This window comes from Myxococcus sp. MH1, from assembly GCF_059738865.1.
This window is the reverse complement of the sequence record NZ_AP026947.1, coordinates 10,367,905-10,385,423: the sequence shown is the minus strand read 5'-3', so window position 1 is coordinate 10,385,423 and position 17,519 is coordinate 10,367,905. Positions and strand designations below refer to the sequence as shown.

Here is a 17,519-nt window from a genome sequence, read left to right as displayed (position 1 = left end):
AGACTCAGGGCGCGCGGAGCTTGAGCCGCAGGCGCTGGTCGTCTCCCCGGTCGATGACCTCGGAGATTTCCAGCACCGAGCCCGCGGCCTCCACCGTCTGCCCCGCGCGCACGCGCACGTGCTGCTGCGAGGGAGGCTGGAGGTTCGCGTCGAAGATGAACAGCGCGGCGGTGGGCTCGCGAGTGCCCGCGTCGGTGTCCTCGGGCCAGAAGTTGCCCGTGGCCAGGCTCAGGCGGGGCGTGACCTGGAGGGGCCCGTGGTTCTTCGTCAGGGTGATGACGCCGGGCGCCGCCTCGGAGGACGGCGCCACGGTGGGCGTCTCGCGGGCGCACCCGGTCAGCACCAGCCCGAGGGCCAGCGCCAGACCGGTGTATCCGCGCGACGCCCGGGGACTCACTTGGTGGGGTTGCTGTTGGCGTACTGGAAGGACTCCTGGAACTCCTTCTCGGTCAGCACGATGTCCGGCGTGCCGGCGCCCCAGGGATTGCGCAGCGTGACGGTGCCGGCCTTGGTGTCCACGCCGGTGATGAAGTACTCGTGGTCCGCCACCAGCGTGCCGTCCTTGTAGCGCGCGCCGTCGGTGCCGTCCGGCAGGTCGATGCCGAGGAACTTGATGTCGTCGTGCGTGCCCGCGGTGAGGGCCTCGCCGGCCTTGAGGCGCGCGTCCAGGTCGGCCAGCGTGGTGCTGTCGACGTCCAGGCTGCTGCTCTTCTTGCCGGTGATGGCCTCCATCGCCTTGGCGCTGTTACCGTGGACGATTTCGGGGTAGCCGCCCTTCCACTGGGCATAGGCCTTCTCGACCAGGGCCGGCCACAGCTCCGCCTTGCCGTTCTCCTGCGGGGTGCCGGCGTAGGCCGGGTTGCCACCGGAGTTGAGGGGCAGGTCGGGGGTGACGGTGATGTTCACCGGCTTGCCCTTGTCCTGGAAGGTGACGGTGTAGTTGCCGGACGCGTCCGGGCCCTTGACCATGTTCTCGATGAGGGCCGGGTTGGCGCGGGCGATGGCGCCCATGGAGGTCATCAGGTAGCAGTCGCCAATCTGGCCCTGCTGCACGTCGTTCCAGTGGGCCTTGGTGCCGTCGGTGCCGGCCTCGAAGACGCTGCCGTTCTTGACCTGACCGTAGGTGACGTTCGTGTCGAGCGCCTTGGGGTCCTTGGTCTTCGGCGTCTCGGCGCCGCTGGCCTGGAAGGTCTGTCCGAGCGCGGCGGCGAACTGCTCGCGGCGGCTGGGAGGCAGCATCCCGTCCTGGCTGCGTCCGCTGGCCCACTCGGGCTTCGTCTCGCGGACCTCCTGCTTCTTCACCTCCGGACGCACCGCCTCGGTTTCCTTGCGGGTGGTCTGGGTGACGCGGGACCCTTCATTCCCAATCTTGAAGCTCATGAACGTACTCCCCCTCGATGCGACTGACTTTGAACTTGGGACCGCCGTCCCCCAAGGACGGTGGTGGATGTCTGGATTATCTCAACGGCACTGCCCCGAGTTGCGTGGGGCCCGCACTTGCGGTGCGGGGTGCTAGCGGACCTTGAGGTGGATGGCGGCTTCCTGGCCGTTCTCGCCCCGGACCTCGAGGATCTCCAGCTTCGCTCCGTCGACCTCGACGACCTGGGACGCGTGGACGCGCACGTGGTCCTGCTTGGAGGGGGAGGTGCGGGTGTCGATGATGAAGAGGCCCGCGGTGAGCTGCTTCTCGCGGCCGTCCACTTCCTCGGGCCAGAAGTTGCCGCTGGCCAGGCGCAGGTGCGGCTTCTGCGGGAGCACGAGGGGCCCCTGGCCCTTGATGAGTGTGATGGTGTCGGATGACATGCCTGTTTCCCCCAAGCGTCAGGACGTGCGGACCCATGGAACGGGCCTCGCGTCAGATGTTCCCGGACGCTAGCACGGGGGCCTGTCCCTGGCGGGAGAGGCTTTGACTGGGAGTGTGGGATGGGGTGGGCGGGTGGAGGCGGGCTGTCAGCAGGTGCACGGCGCTGTGACATCGCGCTTGCCGTGCGGGGTGTCGTGGCGATGCTCCGGGGTCATGCACCCTCGGACGACAGCTTCGACTTGGACGACATGGGCCCGGGCTTCGGGCCTCGGGGAGGCCTAGCAGCGTGGCGACGGTGTCCCTGGAGGATGTACGCAAGGTGTACCGGGGCGGCGTCGCCGCCGTGAAGGGTGTGACGCTCCACATCGCAGACGGCGAGTTCGTGTCACTCGTCGGCCCGTCCGGCTGCGGAAAGTCCACCACCCTCAACCTCATCGCCGGGCTGGAGGAGCTGTCCTCCGGAACGCTGCGCATCGATGGCACTGTCGTGAACGGCATGTCCCCCAAGGAGCGGGACATCGCCATGGTCTTCCAGAGCTACGCCCTCTATCCCCACCTGGATGTGGCCCGGAACCTCGCCTTCCCGCTGGAGGTCGCCGGCCTTCCTCGCTCGGACATCGATGCTCGCGTGCGCGAGGTCGCCTCGGTGCTCGGCCTGGAGGCCCTGCTCTCGCGTCGCCCGAAGGAGCTGTCCGGTGGACAGCGCCAACGCGTGGCCCTGGGTCGCGCCCTCGTGCGCCGCCCCAAGGTGTTCCTGTTCGACGAGCCCCTCTCCAACCTCGACGCCGCCCTGCGCACCCAGATGCGCGGCGAAATCAAGAAGCTGCACGAGCGACTCCAGGCCACCTTCATCTACGTCACCCATGACCAGGCCGAGGCCATGACGCTCTCCGACCGCGTCGTCGTGATGAGCCAGGGCGAGGTGCAGCAGGTGGCTCCACCGCGCGAGCTGTATGACGCCCCCGCGAACCTCTTCGTCGCGGGCTTCTTCGGCTCGCCTCGCATCAACCAGCTCAAGCCCCGGACCCTGGGACTCGCCGGAGAGGAGGTGGTGCTGGGCCTGCGCCCGGAACACCTGGAAGTGATGGCGTCCCCATCGACGGACAGCGCGCTGACGGGCCGCGTGTACCTGGTGGAACCCATGGGCGCCGAGAGCTGGGTGACCGTGGACGTGGGCGGTGAGCACCTGGTGGCCCGTGCACCCGGTGACTTCCGCGCGGCGTCAGGCGCGGAGGTCGCGCTGCGCTTCGATGCGTCCAGGCTGCGCCGCTTCGATGCGCGCACGGGCCGCGCGCTCGCTCAATAGTCGGGCTGGAGCGCTTCTCTGTCGAACGGGAGCCTCCGAGCCTCTCCCGGGCGGTCATGGACGATGGCGCCGAGGTACGGCGCCTCCACGCCCACGAAGTCCGCGAAGCGCAGCTCCAGCGCTTCATCGTGCGAGCCCGCGCGGAACAGCAGCGTCTCCGCCTCGCCCAGGTGCCCGTCCACCACCACCGGCAACCCATACCGCCTGCCGAACGGTGGCTCCGCGCCCACCTCGCAGTCGGGGAAGAGGTGGGCGAACTCCGACTCGTCCGCGAGCCGCAAGCCCTTCGCGCCCGTCACCTCCGCGACGCGGTCCACGTCCACCGTGTCCGGTGCTCCCACGACACAAATCCAGAACGAGTCCTCCGAGCGGAGGATGACCGACTTGGCCACCTGGAAGCCGCTGACGTGCAGCGACTGTGCGAGCGCCTGCGCGGTGATGGCTCGCAGGTGCGGTCTTCGCTCGAAGGGAATCTGGTGACGCTCCAGGTACTGGAGGATGTTCTGCGGAATCATGGCGCGGCCTCCCTCGGTCCTTCCCAAGGAAGGTGCGCCCCTCCGCGCACGACGACCAATCGCTGTCACTCGCGCGCATGGCCCGCGAGCCGCCGCCCTGGCGCTCCACTCGCTCAGGCGTAGACGGGATTGCCCTCCAACGACATCTCCAACCGACGGTTCAACTGCTCCAGCCGGTCATGCCGCTCGCGCAGCATGTCGCGGTAGGCCCGCTGGTCCGTCCGGGAAATCTCGTCGAGCAGCTCACGCAACGCCGTGTCCAATGCCTGCTTCAGCTCGCGTCCCTCTACCTCGGAGAGCTCCAGTAACATGCCGCACCTCCCGTGACGGAAAGTAGGCACCTGCGCTTCATGCGGGCAGGGCCCGCCCGCCCGCCGCGGACCCCGGCGACCTCTCGGCCGCTGTCCTTCCTCCCGACATGACCCCGGACAGGGCAGACCGCGGGGAGGGGCTCCTGCGCTCCTGGCCGCCCCTTGAAATGTCCGAGGGGCGCGCTCGCCCTTCCGTGCTCGAAGCAGCCCGAGGCCCTGGGCTGACGTGGGGCGCCTCGCCGCTCCTCGGTCCGTGAGCCCTGGCGCGAGCGCCTCCTCGCCTGCTCCCTCGGACTGTCATCGGCCACCCGGTGCCCGCAGGTTCTCCCTGACGAGGGCACGGTGTGGCCGCGAGGAGGTCCGATGATTCAGTCCGGCGAAGTGCGTGAGGGAATGACGGTGAGGACCGCGGATGGGCGCAAGCTGGGGCGCGTCGCCGCGGTCGGTGACATCCACTTCGAGCTCGAGCAGGGCCTGGTGCCCGTGCCTCGCCGCGACTACCTCGTGGAGTTCCGCGACGTGGACTACGTCAGCGCCGACGACGTGTACCTCGCCAACGCGGACCATCCGCTGTTGAAGCTCGAGGTGGATGACGACGGCGGCGCGCTCCCACCCCGAAGCTCCCGCGGCATGGACGCCGAGCCGGTGAACACGCCAGCCCTCGGGGACGACGACTCCGTGCGCCACTGAGCGGCTCGCGGGACCTCCTCCGCGAGGGTCTGACGCCCGACCCTTCAGGCGGGTCAAGCGTCCGGAATCACTCAGGTTGGACATCCCTGGAATGTCAGACCGTCAGGCTACACGGGCTCTCTTCGACCTGCGAGGCGAGTGGGCTCCATGCGACGTGTTCCGACATCCTTCCTGGGCGTGGCGCTGTGCGCGCTGGTGTTCTCGTGCGGCGCCGCTCCGCGTCCGGACGAGGGCGCTCGGGACGCCGTCGCCGTGCCGCTGCGTCTGCTGACGCCGCGCAAGCTGTTGCCGTTCGTCACGCTGGCGGATGGCCGCGTGCTGGCCGCGGGTGGGCATGATGGTCAGCGCACGCTCGCGAGCTGCGAGGTGTTCGAGCCGGAGACGGGGCTGTGGCGCGCGACGGGCGCGCTGAACAGGTCGCGTCGCAACCACGCGGCGGTGCGCCTGTTGGATGGGCGGGTGCTGGTGGTGGGCGGTGCCCAGGTCGCCGCGCCGAGCGCGCTGGCGGACGCGGAGGTGTACGAGCCGACCACGGGACAGTGGACGGTGGTGGCGCCGATGTCCGAGCCGCGCAATGACCCGACCGTGGTGCTGCTGCCGGATGGCCGCGTGCTGGTCGCGGGCGGCACGGACGCGGACCGTCGGCCGCTGCGCTCGGCGGAGTTGTTCCAGCCGGAGACGGGCACGTGGGTGCCCGCGACGCCCCCGGGCTTCGTGCGAGGAGGCGCGGGGACGGCGGTGGTGCTCGGGCAGGGCAAGGTGCTCTTCGCGAGCGGGCTCCAGGCGGAGCTCTACGACGTGGCCACGGGGCGCTGGGAGAAGGCGGGCCTGACGGGAGGCGCGGCGGGGACCCATCGCGTGGGGCACTCCGTGACGGCGCTGCCGGATGGACGGGTGCTCGTGGTCGGCGGCGCCACGGCGCGCGCCTCGAGCACGGCGGAGCTGTATGACCCGATGACGGGCCTGTGGACGCTGGTGGCCGCGCCGTCCGTGCCTCGCGAGCACCACGCGGCGGTGGTGACGAAGGAGGGGATGGTGCTGGTGCTCGGCGGCGAGCACTTCACCACGGGCGCGCTCACGTCCGTGGAGCGCTTCAACCCGATGACGGGCCAGTGGTCCTCGGCGCCGGCGCTCGATGAGCCTCGGCGGTTCTCGCACGCGCTGCTGCTGTCGGACGGCGCGGTGTTGCTCGTGGGGGGCGCGAACGAGATGACGGGCATGCTCGGCTCGGGCGAGCGATATCTGCCCGGGGGCTGCGTGCCGGTGACGTGTGAGGCGCGCGTGGGCGCGTGTGGCGCGGTGCCGGATGGCTGCGGTGGGGAGCTGCAGTGCGCGCCTTGCTTCGTGGACCGCTGTGACGCGCCTCCGTGTCACGCGGAGGGCCTCACGCGGCGGTGACGGACGGTGGCACGGACGTGTCCCGCGTGCTCACGGGGCGAGCGCAGATGACAGCCGTGGACGATTCCGGCTGGAATGCGCCGCATGCGCGGGTGGCTCGTCGGAATCGTCGTGGGACTGGGACTGCTCGGCTGCGGTGGTGACGGCGTCCCCACGCTCACCTACGACGAGTGGGCCGAACGTTCGGCCACCGCGCAGTGCTCCCACGCGCGCACCTGCGCGGGCTCCACGCTGGAGCAGGAGCCCTGTGTCGCCCAGGTCCTCGACAGCTACCAGCAAGTGGAGCCCACGCTGGAGGGCGCCGAGGGCGCCAGGTCCGGCTGCGTCCAGTGCATGCGCATCCGCACCGAGGAGCTCACCGCCACGCTCGACAGCGACTGCCAGCGCCCGCCCGACACCGCGCGCATCGACGCGGCCTGTGGCGCCGAGCGTCAAGCCTGCCTCGGTGCGCCATCGCTCACACCCTGAGCCGCGCCCGCGTGCGACTGCGTGAGCACTCCCGCACGGAAAGCCTCGCAACCCACGAAGCCCTGGACGCGCCGACGCGAGACGGCCCCGGCCGTGCGTGCCACACTGCGCGCCCATGCGAACCCGCCTCCGCCTCCTCGCACCGCTCATGCTCTCCACCGCATGCGCCTCCGTCTCCTCTCAGTCCCCGGATGCCCCCGCCGCGACGGTGAAGCCCTCCACGCCCGAGCGCCCCTTCGGCACGCTGCGCGAGCAGGCCGAGCGGCAACAGGCCTGGCTGCGCGAGCGCATGGACACGGCCCTGCCCCAGCTCATGCGCAAGTACGGCGTCGAGATGTGGGTCGTCCCCATGCGCGAGTACAACGAGGACCCCGTCTTCAAGGCGCTCGTGTCCCCCACGACGTTCGCCGCCCGCCGCCGCACCATCTACGTGTTCCATGACCGCGGCCCCGAGAAGGGCGTGGAGCGCCTGGCGCTCGGCGGTGGACCCCAGGGCGGTGTCTACGTGCCGCGCCGCGCGCAGCAGCAGGTCAGCCACGGTGGCCAGGGCCTGCGCCAGGCGGAGCTGTGGGGCCCCGACCAGTGGCTCGTCCTCAAGCAGGTGCTCGAGGAGCGGCAACCCAAGAGCATCGCGCTCGACATCTCGCGCACCTTCGCCTTCGCGGACGGCCTCTCCCATGGCGAGTACGAGGGCATGGCCGAGGCGCTCGGCCCCGACTGGGTCCAGCGCTTCAAGCCCGCCGGCGGCCTGCCCGTGGACCTGCTCGCCTGGCGCATCCCCGACGAGGCGCGCTTCTACGAGGACCAGACGAAGCTCGCCTGGAACATCATCGAGACCGCCTTCTCCAACCAGGTCATCACCCCCGGCACCACCCGCGTGAAGGACGTGGAGTGGTGGATGCGCCAGCGCCTGGCCGACCTGGGCCTGGAGACCTGGTTCCAGCCCTCCGTGGACGTGCAGCGCCAGGGCGTCACCGACGAGCAGCTGGGCGATGACCCCGTCATCCAGCGCGGCGACGTGCTCCACTGCGACTACGGCGTCACCGCCCTACGCCTCAACACCGACACCCAGCACATGGGCTACGTGCTGCGCGAGGGCGAGACGGACGTGCCCCAGGGCCTCAAGGCCGCGCTCAAGACGTCCAACCGCCTGCAGGACATCGTCTTCGAGGAGCTGGTCCCCGGCCGCACCGGCAACGAGGTCCTCCAGCGCGCCCGGCAGCGCATGACGAGCGAGGGCATCGACGGCACCATCTACTCGCACCCCATCGGTCTGCACGGCCACGGCGCCGGCGCGATGGTGGGCCTGTGGGACCGTCAGGAGGGCGTGCCCGGCAACGGTGACCACAAGGTCATGCCGAACATGTGGTACTCCATCGAGCTGCAGGCCACGAGCGCCGTCCCCGAGTGGAACGGCCAGCGCGTGCGCTCCGCCCAGGAAGAGGACATCACCATCGACGCCGAGGGCCGCGTGCACTGGGCCTGGAAGCGTCAGACGGACTTCCACCTGGTGCGCTGAAGGCCCGCGTCACCGGGGCGGGCTCTCGTGCGAACCGCGCGCGCGAGAGCCCTGGCTTCTTCAGCGCGGCGTGCCGGTCAGCGACTTGAGCAGCTCCACCAGCGCGCGCTTCTCCTCGTCCGTCAGGTCCAGCGCGACGATGGACACCGTGCGCTTGCCCGTGAAGGTGCCGTCCGGGTCGCCGCCCTCGTTGTAGAAGTCGACGACCTCCTCCAGCGTGGCCTGCGCGCCGGTGTGCATGTACGGCGCCGTCAGCGCCACGTTGCGCAGCGACGGCGTGCGGAACGCGCCCTCCAACTCCTCCTGCTTCGCCTGCGTGCGCAGCGTGGCGAGCCGCCGCGCGTCCGCGCCGCTGCGGTCATCGCTGTAGCGCCCCGCCGCGTTGAACTCCCAGTCCAGCAGCGACTGCAGCACCGCCCACTGTCCCCCCGCGCCCGGCCCCTTGTCCTGAAGGCCCACGTTGTGGAACAGCTCGTCCGTCAGTGACGGGCCCTTGTGGCACACGATGCACTGGCCCTTGCGCACGAAGGTCTTCAGGCCCAGGTACGCCGGGTCGCTCTGCGCCGTGCCCGCGTCCACCGCCGCCAGGAAGCGCCGCACGTCCACGTCGAAGGGCGCCTCCACCCGCATCAGGTCCCGCTCGTACGCCGCCAGCACCTTGCCCACGTTGGCCAGCAGCTCCGGGCCGGGCTCCGCGCCCGGGTCCGCGCCGAACAGCTCCACGTAGCGCGAGCGGTACGAGTCCTGGGCCTGCAGCCGGGCGCGCACCACCTCCGCGTCCGAGTCCATCTCCACCGGGTTCGTCAGCGGCAGAATCGCCTGCGACCAGAGCGAGTCCGCCCGGCCGTCCCACATGAACCAGCGGTTGTGCCGCACGTTCAGCACGGTGGGCGGGTTTCGCTCCGTGCGCTGGCCGCCGCAGCCCTCCGCCGTCGGCGTCTCCACCGTGCGGCCCTCGCCGGTGTGACAGCTCTCGCACGACACCGAGCCGCAGCGCGACAGCCCCGGGTCCCGGAACAGCTCGTTGCCCAGCGTGCGCGCCGCCTCCAGCCCGTCCACGCGGTTGGTGGCGTCCAGGCGCGGGTGGCTCGACAGCGAGTGCAGGCTGCGCAGCTGGTCCAGCTCGTCCAGCGTGGGGAAGGGTTCCTCGGACTCACACGCCAGCCCCATCCCACCCAGGCTCAGGGCGAGCAGGGCGGTGCGCCAGCTTCTCGAAATCATCACCGGGTCGTCCTTCTTCACCATCCGTCGCGGCCCGGCCTGGTCCGGTACCTCGCGCCGCTCCACGGGCGGTCTGCCGGAAGCTTCGCGCCCCTCGGTGCGCGAATCAATCCGGAATTCCTGGACGACCTGGAGCCTACCTGCCCGCTCCGCTCCCGACACCGGGGCGGAGAGGGCAGGGGACGGCGAACGACGGTGAGCTCAGGAGCCGCAGCTCACGGTGAAGTCGCGCGTGCCGGTGGCGTAGTTGCTCAGCTTCAGCCCGGACGGCTCCGGGGAGATGCTGGGCGCGGAGCCGTTGTCGCACTTCAGGCCCGACTCGGCCACCGCGCTGATCTGCAGCTCGGTGTTGCTGGGGATGCCGGACACCGTGAAGGAGCAGCGGTTTCCGCGGCTGGACTTCACCATGCCGTGACCCAGGCCGTCGGTGGGCGTGCTCGCGTGAGCGACCACCACGCGCAGCTGGTCACACGGGTTGCCCGCCTGGGCCAGCCCGGTCTCCGGCAGCTTGATGACCCCGGCGACGTTGGCGTTGCCCTCGCGGCTCCCGCCGCCTCCCGTGGTGGCACAACCAGTGGCGGCGAGCATCAAGGCGGCAACGGCGATGCGATACATTTTTTCCTCAATTCATGGGGGAAGGAGAAGGCGGCTCGGTCGCCGCACAGACGACCTACGTCGCGCGCCCATTACAATTGCGACGACATTTCATTCCATCCATTTCGCTCGCACGCGAGGTGCCGGGTTTTCTCCAAATCGCGCGGAAGTCCGTGCGGTTCTGGACGCGGCGTCGACGGGCGGTGCGACCGGGCGTGCGGTTCGATGAGTCTTCTTCATCGCTCGAATCAAAGACAGACATGGTACCCGTCCCTGGGATGGTTGGACGTCCCAGGAGCGGACAGGATTCCCATGTTTGGGAATGCACGAACGCTCGTGCCCCGCGCGGAGCGTGCGGCCGGGACGCAGTCCCTTTGTCTGCTGCCGGACAGCGCTCGCGCCCCCACGGTTCAAGGCGCGAGAGAGGAGACGCGCATGTCGATGCAGAAGCAGGAGACGACGCAGTCGTGGTCGGGGCTGGGCGTGGGGACGGACCGGAAGTCCTTCCTGGCGGCGGTGTCCGCGCAGCTGCCGGACTTCGAGGCCGAGCGCGCGGCGGAGGCGGTGTTCTGTGGCCTGTCGGAGCTCTTGTCCGACGGGCTGATGCGGCAGCTGCGCGAGCAGCTCCCGGAGGACGTGCGGGGAATGCTGGATGCGTGCCCGCGTCATGCGCGGGAGGGCGGCAAGGTGGACCGGGATGACTTCTACCTGCAGGTGGCCAACCACCTGAACGCCGAGCCGGAGAACGTGAGGCTGGTGCTGCACGGCGTCTTCGCGGCGCTGCGGGCCCAGCTCACCGAGCAGGAGGCGGGCAAGGTCGAGGGCCAGCTCCCCCGGTGGCTCCAGGGCACGTGGGCCGCGGCGAAGCTGGGCATCGACCGGCCCTCGTGAGCGAGGACTGACGGGGCGGGGCTCGTGCTCCCCCCGAGGCGTCCGGACCCTCGCGGCCCGGACGCCTCGCGCGCGTCCCCTAATAGGTGCCGCCAATCTGCAGCGTCCCCATGTAGCGGCCGTCCAGGGCGTTGGGCGTCGCGGAGGTGGGGGCGAAGCCCTGGTCGAAGAGGAAGTTGTAGCTGACGCGCGCGTCGGCGGTGATGAGCTTGTTGACCTGGTAGCGCAGGCCCAGGCCCGCGGGCACGTAGCCGCTGGTGTCGTCCTCGAAGCCGAAGAGGCGGCCCTGCGCGTCGTGGCGGATGTTGTAGTCGTCGATGCCCAGGCCCGTCACCGCGTAGGGCTGCAGCCGGGTTTCGGTGAAGTTGCCGACGACGAGCGCCTGGCCTCCGCTGCGCACCACGTCCGGGCCGCTGCCCAGGCTGCCGCCGCGGCCGTTGCCGTCGATGTCCACGTCATTGACGCTGCCGTTGTAGCCGAGCTCCACCGCCATGAAGGGAATGGGCCGGTAGCCCACCGCGGCCCCGTAGGCGAACCCCGCCTCCATGCGGGGCGCCAGCTGCCCGGTGTAGCCCTCCGCGCCGCCGCCCAGCTGCGCGTACAGCCCGGTGTCGGCGCGCCGGGACTCCTTCTGCCGGCGCGGCTCGTCCTCCCGCGAAGGCTCCACATAGCCCTGGGCCCGCTCCGCGCTGGGGCGGAAGTCCTCCTGGGCCGCCACGGCGCATCCCCACAGCGCCCCCACACATCCCGCGATACGCACGAAGGTCTTCATGTCGGACTCCTTTCCAAGCGTCCGGAAGGCAACGTGACGTCCTCATTCCTCCCCGGCATGGTCCCGTGGGGAGGCGCGGGCGGAGGGCGGGCGCGTCGGCCGTCCCCGCGTCCCACCCGGGCGGGCGGGGCGGGCGGGCTCGTCGCCTCAGGGCATGGCGCCGATGAGCGCCTCCATCGCGCCGCGCGCCTGCACCAGGCCGTGGCCGTGCTCCGTGTCATACCCCGGCGCGCCCAGGTCCTTCGCGCTGGACTGGAGCGCGGCGCGCACCTGGGCGGGCGTCGCGCCGGGGCGGGCGCTGAACAGCAGCGCGGCGATGCCGCTGACGTACGGCGTGGCCATGGAGGTGCCGGACATGTACGCGTAGTCCACCGGGCGCAGCGTCAGCCGCGTGGTGGCGCCCAGCTGCCGGCCCATCACCGTGCTCGCCGCCTGGGTGATGGTGACAGCGGGCACCCACGCGCCGTGCTGCGGGACGGAGAGTATCTCCGCCCCGCCCTCCGCCAGCTCGCTGGCGAAGATGACCGCGCGCGCGCCCTGCTTCATCACGTTGACCATGGCCCGCTCCGGCCTCACGTAGGGGTGCGGGTGCAAATAGGCGATGAAGCCGTCACAGCTGCTGTCCTCGCCGCACGAGTCCAGCGTCCCGCCGTGCCCGCAGTCCACCAGCGCGCCCCAGGTGTTCCCGGTGGGTGCGTACAAGAGGGAGCGCGACGCGGGCCGGGCCCGTCCCAGCTCCAGCTGCGCGAACGAGCCCAGGCCCCGGGGGAAGGTGGACAGCACGTCCACGCCCGGCGCCATCAGCGCCAGCCGCTCGCCATGGGAGGAGAAGTACACGCGCCGGTCCAGGTCATCCACCGCGCCCACCGCGAGCACGGACGGGTCCGACGCCGGATAGGACACCAGGAACTGGCCCTCGTTGCCCGCCGCCGCCACCACCAGCATCCCGCCGTCGAGCGCGGCCTTGAAGATGTCCTCGGACGTGAAGGTGGCCAGGCCTCCGGCCAGCGACAGCGAGGCGACCCGGGCGCCCTGGCTCATGCACCACTCGACGGCCTCGAGCACCACGCTCATGTTCGTGCGGCCGTTCAGGTCCAGCACCCGCGCCACGAGCAGCTGGGCCCCCGGCGCCACGCCCATCAGCCCGCTCTCGGTGAGCACCGGTCCACCCTGGCCCCCCATGCCCGCCCGGGCCGCGATGATGCCCGCCACGTGCGTGCCGTGGCCGGTGCCCCAGCGGGCCTCCTCGCCGTCCGTCGCGTCGTCGTCACCGTCCAGGAAGTCCCGCGCCGCCACCACCGCGTCGCGCAGCTCCGGGTGGTTCATGTCCATGCCGCTGTCGATGACGCACACGCGCACGCCCGCGCCCGTCACCGCGCCCGGGTCCGGTACCCCGTCCCCGTCCCGGTCCCACACCTCGAGCGCCTGCACCCGCTGCAGCTTCCCGGTGTAGTCGCCGGTGCCGCTCGCGCCGAGCCCGACGCGCGTCAACGCCCCCAGCGGCAGCGCGCCGAGCCCCGTCGCGCGCAGCTCCGCGTCCGGCTCGATGCTCTCCACCGACGGGTCCAAAGCCAGCGCCAGCCGCTCCTCGGGCGTCACGCGCGCGGCCAGCGCGGGCGCGTGGCGGAAGCTCGCCGTCACCCGGCCTCCCAGCTGGTGCACCCGCGCCGCCGTCACGCTCCGGGCCTGGCGGTAGCGGATGATGACCGGCTCCCGCCCGTCGTCCTCCGAGGCGACCTTCTGGGTCGTCCGGGGCTCCTGGGGCAGCGCTCCGGCATTGATGCCGGGGCAGACATTGCGCAGGGCGTCCCGCTGCTCCGAGTCGTCCGGCATGCACCCCGCCAGCACCATCAGCCCGATGAATCCCCAGCGCTTCATGAGCCACTTCCTTCCGTCGCCATCCCAGGCGACCTCGCGGGGCCCGGCCGGAGGGCTTCCAGCCGGACGACCCCACCAGCCCCCAGGGAGTGCATCCCTCCCCCGGGCGGCAACGGCGCTCGAAGCCCGCCGCCGACGGGAGGTGCGTGGGTTCACATCCGGACCGCGCCGCGTGTCTCAAACTGGCGTCCGACCCCGACCGCCCCTGGGAGCGGCTGTCCCGAAACCCGCCCTCCTTGCCCACCTCCACGCGGAGGGGAGGACCCCCGTGGCGCCGGGCGGACGCAAGCCCCGGGGCGGGGGCAGAGGGCGCCGTCACGCTCCTTTCTGCCCCACCGGTCTGACACCGGGAGGGGGAGCGGCCGGCTTTCTGTTTCGGGCCCGTGCGGTGTCCGACAGAGGCGAGGGAGCCCCCGGAGCTTGCTTCCGTGTGTGTCCGGGTGCTTCGCTGCCACGTGAAGCCATGAGCACCGAACCTACAGAGTCCTCCCGTTTCCTCGGGCGCTACGAGCTCGTCCACCCCCTGGGCCAGGGCGGCATGGGCGAGGTGTTCCTGGCGAAGATCAGCGGCGCGGCGGGCTTCGAGAAGCCGTGCATCGTGAAGACCATCCTCCCGGCGCTGCTGAAGGACCGGCAGTTCCTGGACCGCTTCCACCATGAGGCCAAGGTGCTGGTGCACCTGGTGCACTCGTCCATCGCCCAGGTCTACGACATGGGGGAGACGGACGGGACGTACTACATGGCGCTGGAGTACGTGGCCGGCGTGGACCTGGCGTACCTCCTGGAGCAGGCGCGGGTGCAGGGCGCGCAGGTGCCCGTGCCGGTGGCGCTGTTCCTGGGGCAGCGCATGGCGGAGGGCCTGGGCTACGCGCACCGCAAGGTGGGGCCGGACGGGGTGCCGCTGGGCATCGTCCACCGCGACGTGTCGCCCCACAACGTCATGGTGTCGTACGAGGGCGAGGTCAAGGTCATCGACTTCGGCCTGGCCAAGTCCGCCGCGCGCAGCAAGTACACGCTGCCCGCCACGGTGATGGGCAAGCTGGGCTACATGTCGCCGGAGCAGGTGCGCGCCGAGGCGCTGGACCACCGCAGCGACATCTACTCCTGCGGCGTGGTGCTCTGGGAGATGCTCGCCGGCCGCTCGCTCATCCCCCACGGGACGGTGGGGGAGATGATGGCGGCCATGTCCCATCCCACGGTGCCGCCGCTGACGGGGCTGCGCGGGGACGTGGACGAGGCGCTGGACGCGGTGGTGCGCCGCGCGCTGGCGACGAAGCCGGATGAGCGCTACTCGCGCTCGGACGAGCTGGCGCGCGCGCTCAACGGCGAGCTGGTGCGCTCCGGCGCGGCGGTGGGCGCGGAGGAGGTGGGCCACTTCGTCCGCGCGCTGTGCCCGGAGGCCTTCGCGGCGCAGCGGCAGCTCATCTCCAAGGTGACCTCGTCCTCCAGCCACCGCCGAACCCCCGCGCCCATCCCCCTGGTCGCCGGCGGCACGGGCGCGTACGGCACGGGGCCTCAGGAGGTGGAGCCCGCGGGCTTCGAGCCGACCCTGATGCGCAAGCAGGACGCGCCGTCGGGGGAGAAGCAGGTGGCCGGCATGGCCCGCCCGGACGTGCCCGGTCACGGCGAGTCGATGGCCACCGACGCCACCACCCTGCGCTCCGGCTCGGACCCCGGCGCCGCCACGGCGAGGACGGCCGTCTTCGACGGGGCGACGGGGAGCACGCCGCGCCCTGCCGGCGCCGAGGCGTCGGCCTCTGGTCCCCGGGCCGAGAAGGCGTCCGGCTCCGGCCCCCGCTTCTCGGGCAACACCTCGGTGCTCCCGCCCCAGGCCGAGAGTGCCTCGGGCTCGGGGCCCCGCGCCGCGGCTCCGCGGGAGCAGGCCCCGGCGCGCCCGGTGTCTTCGTCACGGGAGCACGCGCCCGTGCCCGCGCGCAGCGACGAAGGGCGTGGTCGCAAGGGCCTGTTCGCGTTGGTCGCCGGCCTGGTCGTGCTGCTGATGGTGGGCACCGCGGTGACCACGGCGCACTTCATGCGGCCCCAGGGCCCGCCGCCCGTGGACGCCCCGCCGCCGCCTCCTCCGGGGGGGCTGGCCGGGAGGGACGCAAGGCCCCCGCCGCCGGGGCAGCCCCCTCCCCGGGAGCCGCCGCCCACCACGGCCCCGGTCATCGAGCAGACGCCACCGCCCGCCACCGCCCAGGCGCCGGCCCAGCCCGAGCCGACGCCCGTCCCCAAGAAGCCGACGCCCAAGCCGGACAAGGTCGTCACGGCGCCGCCCAAGCGCCCCACCCCTGCGCCCAAGCCGGTTCCGGAGCCGGACAAGGCGCCGCCGGTGGAGCCCGTCGTGGCCGCCAACACCCCCGCCTTCGGCTACTTCGCGCAGGTGCTGCCGCTGACCGCCGATGACGGTACCTTCCTGGTGAAGGGGGCCCGCGCCAGGGCCTTCCAGACGGGCATGGACGTGAAGGTGGTGGGCGACGCGACGTCCGACGGACAGCGTCCCGTGCTCGGCACCGCCCGGGTCGTCGCCACCGACAGGCGGCAGGCGCGCCTGAAGCTGGCCAAGGACGTCAAGTCCGCCCCGAAGCTCTACGCCGCCGTCCCCGCGGAGGACCCCTACTTCGGAGAACCCACCGAGCGGGGCGTGGAGCCCGCGTCCGCCACCGCCCCGCCCCCGAAGTCCGGCGCGTTGACGGGACACATCTCGAAGCGCGACCCCCTGATTGGCGCCACCTCCTACACGGTGAACAACGCCGACGAGTTCGAGTGGACCGACTGCGTCCTCGTCATCGAGACGCGCCAGCGCGCGACCCTGGGAGAGGTGCCCGCCTACTCGAAGCGAGAGGTGAAGCGCTTCAGCAAGCCCCAGACGCAGCAGGTGCCCCCCGCGGGCAAGGCGGGCGTGTACTGCAAGGAGGGGACGCTCTTCTCGACGGTGAAGTGACGCCTTCCGGGCGCTACGGCCCGCCCGAGCGCTCCGCGGCCACCGGACAGTCCGCCACCACCTCGCGCACGTCCTCGCGCCCTCCGCGCGCCTCGCGCACGGCCCGGCTCAGCGACGTCTTGCACTCCCACGTCACGTCCCGCGTGCCGTGGCAGCAGTGCCAGCCCGTCAGCGTCCGCCCCAGGTACTTGAGCATCTCCGCCCGCGTGGGGGTGACGAGCAGCCACACCGCGCCCGCGATGAGCCCCAGCCAGGGCAGCTGCGCGCCCAGCCCCTTGAGCCGCGCCGAGGCGCCCGCCGTCACCGGCTCCGCGTGCACGCCGAGCCAGGTGTCCAGGGGACGGCGTTGCAGCACCGGGGTGATGAGCAGGTCCACCGGCGTGGTGAGCGCCCGGGCCAGGGCGCGCGGCACCCCGGGCGCGCGGCCCATGTGCACCAGCCGCACCCCGAGCAGCTGCCGCCACAGCGTCCTGCCCCAGATTCCGCCCACCGCCGACACCGCCAGCCAGGCCAGCAGGATGGCGACGAGCATCGCCACCGGGGTCCGCTCGTGCTCCAGCGCCCGCAGCGCGGCCCAGCCCACCAGGGCCGCCGTCGCCAGGTCCAGCACGTCCGCCACCCACAGGTGCCACTGGTACCGCGCCTCGGTGGTCACCTTGTCCGTCGAGAACAACGCCCCGTCGCTCATCCGCCCACGCTCCTCGGGGCGCCGAGCATAGACCTTCGCCCGGCCCCGCGGGGGACTGACGCGCCTGCCTTCCTCGCGCGGGTCCCCGTCCGGAAACAGTCGTCCGCGTGCGTGACGCCGGGCGGGAGAGCGGGCGCCCACGGGCCGCCCTGGGGCGACCGGGGGACGTGACTCCTGTCTGTTTCCCGCAGTGGCGCCCCGGGCCCCTGGCTCCCATCTTGGGTTCAGCGCGATGCGGCGAGGCCCCCGCCACCACCGGGGCCTCGATGCGCGGCGCGGACGCCACGTCCCCGGTCCTCCGGGGCGCGTGGCTCCTCAGGTGCCGACAGGTGGTGGCGTACGAGGCGACAGCGGCGGGGGGAAGTTTGGGAGTCGTGGGGGGGCAGGTGGTCCCCCGCCGCTGTCGCCGAGGCCGTTGGCGGCCAACGTTCCACTCCGGGTGAACGCCCGAGGTTTGGCCTCGGGGGCGATTCTGCCGGACACTGTGGCCCGTCATGGGCATTCCAGGGCATCGGCTCCG

At 71.8% G+C, this 17,519-nt stretch carries 17 protein-coding genes; 7 read left to right on the top strand and 10 right to left on the bottom strand.

The genetic code is table 11. The features are described from left to right. Nucleotides 1-4: 4 nt before the first annotated feature. The 3 genes from AC6JA9_RS41165 to AC6JA9_RS41155 all read right to left on the bottom strand — a co-directional run bounded on the left by AC6JA9_RS41165 (nucleotide 5) and on the right by AC6JA9_RS41155 (nucleotide 1,803). Nucleotides 5-397: a hypothetical protein gene (locus tag AC6JA9_RS41165; protein ID WP_483579142.1), complete on the bottom strand. Its 393-nt coding sequence runs from the start codon at nucleotides 395-397 to the stop codon at nucleotides 5-7. Beyond that, on the bottom strand, nucleotides 394-1,380 hold the full coding sequence (locus AC6JA9_RS41160; protein WP_408888691.1) for a C2 family cysteine protease: 987 nt from the start codon (nucleotides 1,378-1,380) through the stop codon (nucleotides 394-396). The genes AC6JA9_RS41165 and AC6JA9_RS41160 overlap by 4 nt, the downstream gene beginning before the upstream one ends. A gap of 132 nt (nucleotides 1,381-1,512) precedes the next feature. Further along, nucleotides 1,513-1,803 carry a hypothetical protein gene (locus AC6JA9_RS41155; protein WP_046717013.1) on the bottom strand — a complete coding sequence of 97 codons (291 nt, stop codon included), beginning with the start codon at nucleotides 1,801-1,803 and terminating at the stop codon, nucleotides 1,513-1,515. A 287-nt stretch (nucleotides 1,804-2,090) separates the two neighbouring features. On the opposite strand from AC6JA9_RS41155, the gene AC6JA9_RS41150 reads away from it, so the two are divergent. After that, on the top strand, nucleotides 2,091-3,110 hold the full coding sequence (locus tag AC6JA9_RS41150) for an ABC transporter ATP-binding protein (protein ID WP_223750499.1): 1,020 nt from the start codon (nucleotides 2,091-2,093) through the stop codon (nucleotides 3,108-3,110). Here AC6JA9_RS41150 and AC6JA9_RS41145 read toward each other — a convergent pair. Next, on the bottom strand, nucleotides 3,104-3,625 hold the full coding sequence (locus tag AC6JA9_RS41145; protein ID WP_223750498.1) for an aminoacyl-tRNA deacylase: 522 nt from the start codon (nucleotides 3,623-3,625) through the stop codon (nucleotides 3,104-3,106). The two genes, AC6JA9_RS41150 and AC6JA9_RS41145, sit on opposite strands and share 7 nt — an antisense overlap. A gap of 113 nt (nucleotides 3,626-3,738) precedes the next feature. Further along, complete coding sequence (locus AC6JA9_RS41140; RefSeq protein WP_223750497.1) at nucleotides 3,739-3,936, bottom strand: hypothetical protein; 198 nt, start codon at nucleotides 3,934-3,936, stop codon at nucleotides 3,739-3,741. 363 nt (nucleotides 3,937-4,299) lie between these two features. Here AC6JA9_RS41140 and AC6JA9_RS41135 point away from each other — a divergent pair, with 363 nt between their 5' ends. The 4 genes from AC6JA9_RS41135 (at nucleotide 4,300) to AC6JA9_RS41120 (ending at nucleotide 8,011) form a co-directional block, all read left to right on the top strand. Further along, complete coding sequence (locus tag AC6JA9_RS41135; protein WP_141332421.1) at nucleotides 4,300-4,626, top strand: DUF2171 domain-containing protein; 327 nt, start codon at nucleotides 4,300-4,302, stop codon at nucleotides 4,624-4,626. Between the two features lie 147 nt (nucleotides 4,627-4,773). Continuing rightward, a complete protein-coding gene (locus tag AC6JA9_RS41130; protein ID WP_223783769.1) occupies nucleotides 4,774-6,024 on the top strand; it encodes a Kelch repeat-containing protein in 1,251 nt (416 codons plus the stop codon). A gap of 84 nt (nucleotides 6,025-6,108) precedes the next feature. After that, nucleotides 6,109-6,492: a hypothetical protein gene (locus tag AC6JA9_RS41125; protein ID WP_497958788.1), complete on the top strand. Its 384-nt coding sequence runs from the start codon at nucleotides 6,109-6,111 to the stop codon at nucleotides 6,490-6,492. A 115-nt stretch (nucleotides 6,493-6,607) separates the two neighbouring features. Next, a complete protein-coding gene (locus AC6JA9_RS41120; RefSeq protein ID WP_370640418.1) occupies nucleotides 6,608-8,011 on the top strand; it encodes a M24 family metallopeptidase in 1,404 nt (467 codons plus the stop codon). Between the two features lie 60 nt (nucleotides 8,012-8,071). On the opposite strand, the gene AC6JA9_RS41115 is transcribed toward AC6JA9_RS41120, so the two are convergent. After that, entirely contained in the window at nucleotides 8,072-9,256 is a 1,185-nt protein-coding gene (locus AC6JA9_RS41115) for a cytochrome-c peroxidase (RefSeq protein WP_497958787.1), read from the bottom strand. 177 nt (nucleotides 9,257-9,433) lie between these two features. Next, nucleotides 9,434-9,847: a hypothetical protein gene (locus tag AC6JA9_RS41110; protein WP_223750493.1), complete on the bottom strand. Its 414-nt coding sequence runs from the start codon at nucleotides 9,845-9,847 to the stop codon at nucleotides 9,434-9,436. A 414-nt stretch (nucleotides 9,848-10,261) separates the two neighbouring features. Here AC6JA9_RS41110 and AC6JA9_RS41105 point away from each other — a divergent pair, with 414 nt between their 5' ends. Further along, complete coding sequence (locus AC6JA9_RS41105; protein WP_223750492.1) at nucleotides 10,262-10,717, top strand: DUF2267 domain-containing protein; 456 nt, start codon at nucleotides 10,262-10,264, stop codon at nucleotides 10,715-10,717. A gap of 79 nt (nucleotides 10,718-10,796) precedes the next feature. Here AC6JA9_RS41105 and AC6JA9_RS41100 read toward each other — a convergent pair whose 3' ends face one another. Both AC6JA9_RS41100 and AC6JA9_RS41095 read right to left on the bottom strand, forming a co-directional pair. Continuing rightward, nucleotides 10,797-11,489, bottom strand: a complete 693-nt coding sequence (locus AC6JA9_RS41100) for a hypothetical protein (RefSeq protein WP_223750491.1) — start codon at nucleotides 11,487-11,489, stop codon at nucleotides 10,797-10,799. Between the two features lie 147 nt (nucleotides 11,490-11,636). Further along, the gene (locus tag AC6JA9_RS41095) at nucleotides 11,637-13,367 is read right to left on the bottom strand and encodes a S8 family serine peptidase (RefSeq protein WP_223750490.1); all 1,731 of its coding nucleotides are present in this window, start codon (nucleotides 13,365-13,367) and stop codon (nucleotides 11,637-11,639) included. Nucleotides 13,368-13,830: 463 nt separating this feature from the next. On the opposite strand from AC6JA9_RS41095, the gene AC6JA9_RS41090 reads away from it, so the two are divergent. Next, nucleotides 13,831-16,311 (top strand): serine/threonine protein kinase, encoded by a 2,481-nt coding sequence (locus AC6JA9_RS41090; RefSeq protein ID WP_305070700.1) that lies wholly within the window; start codon nucleotides 13,831-13,833, stop codon nucleotides 16,309-16,311. Nucleotides 16,312-16,324: 13 nt separating this feature from the next. Here AC6JA9_RS41090 and AC6JA9_RS41085 read toward each other — a convergent pair whose 3' ends face one another. After that, nucleotides 16,325-16,999 carry an RDD family protein gene (locus AC6JA9_RS41085; protein WP_223750489.1) on the bottom strand — a complete coding sequence of 225 codons (675 nt, stop codon included), beginning with the start codon at nucleotides 16,997-16,999 and terminating at the stop codon, nucleotides 16,325-16,327. Nucleotides 17,000-17,519: the final 520 nt, after the last annotated feature.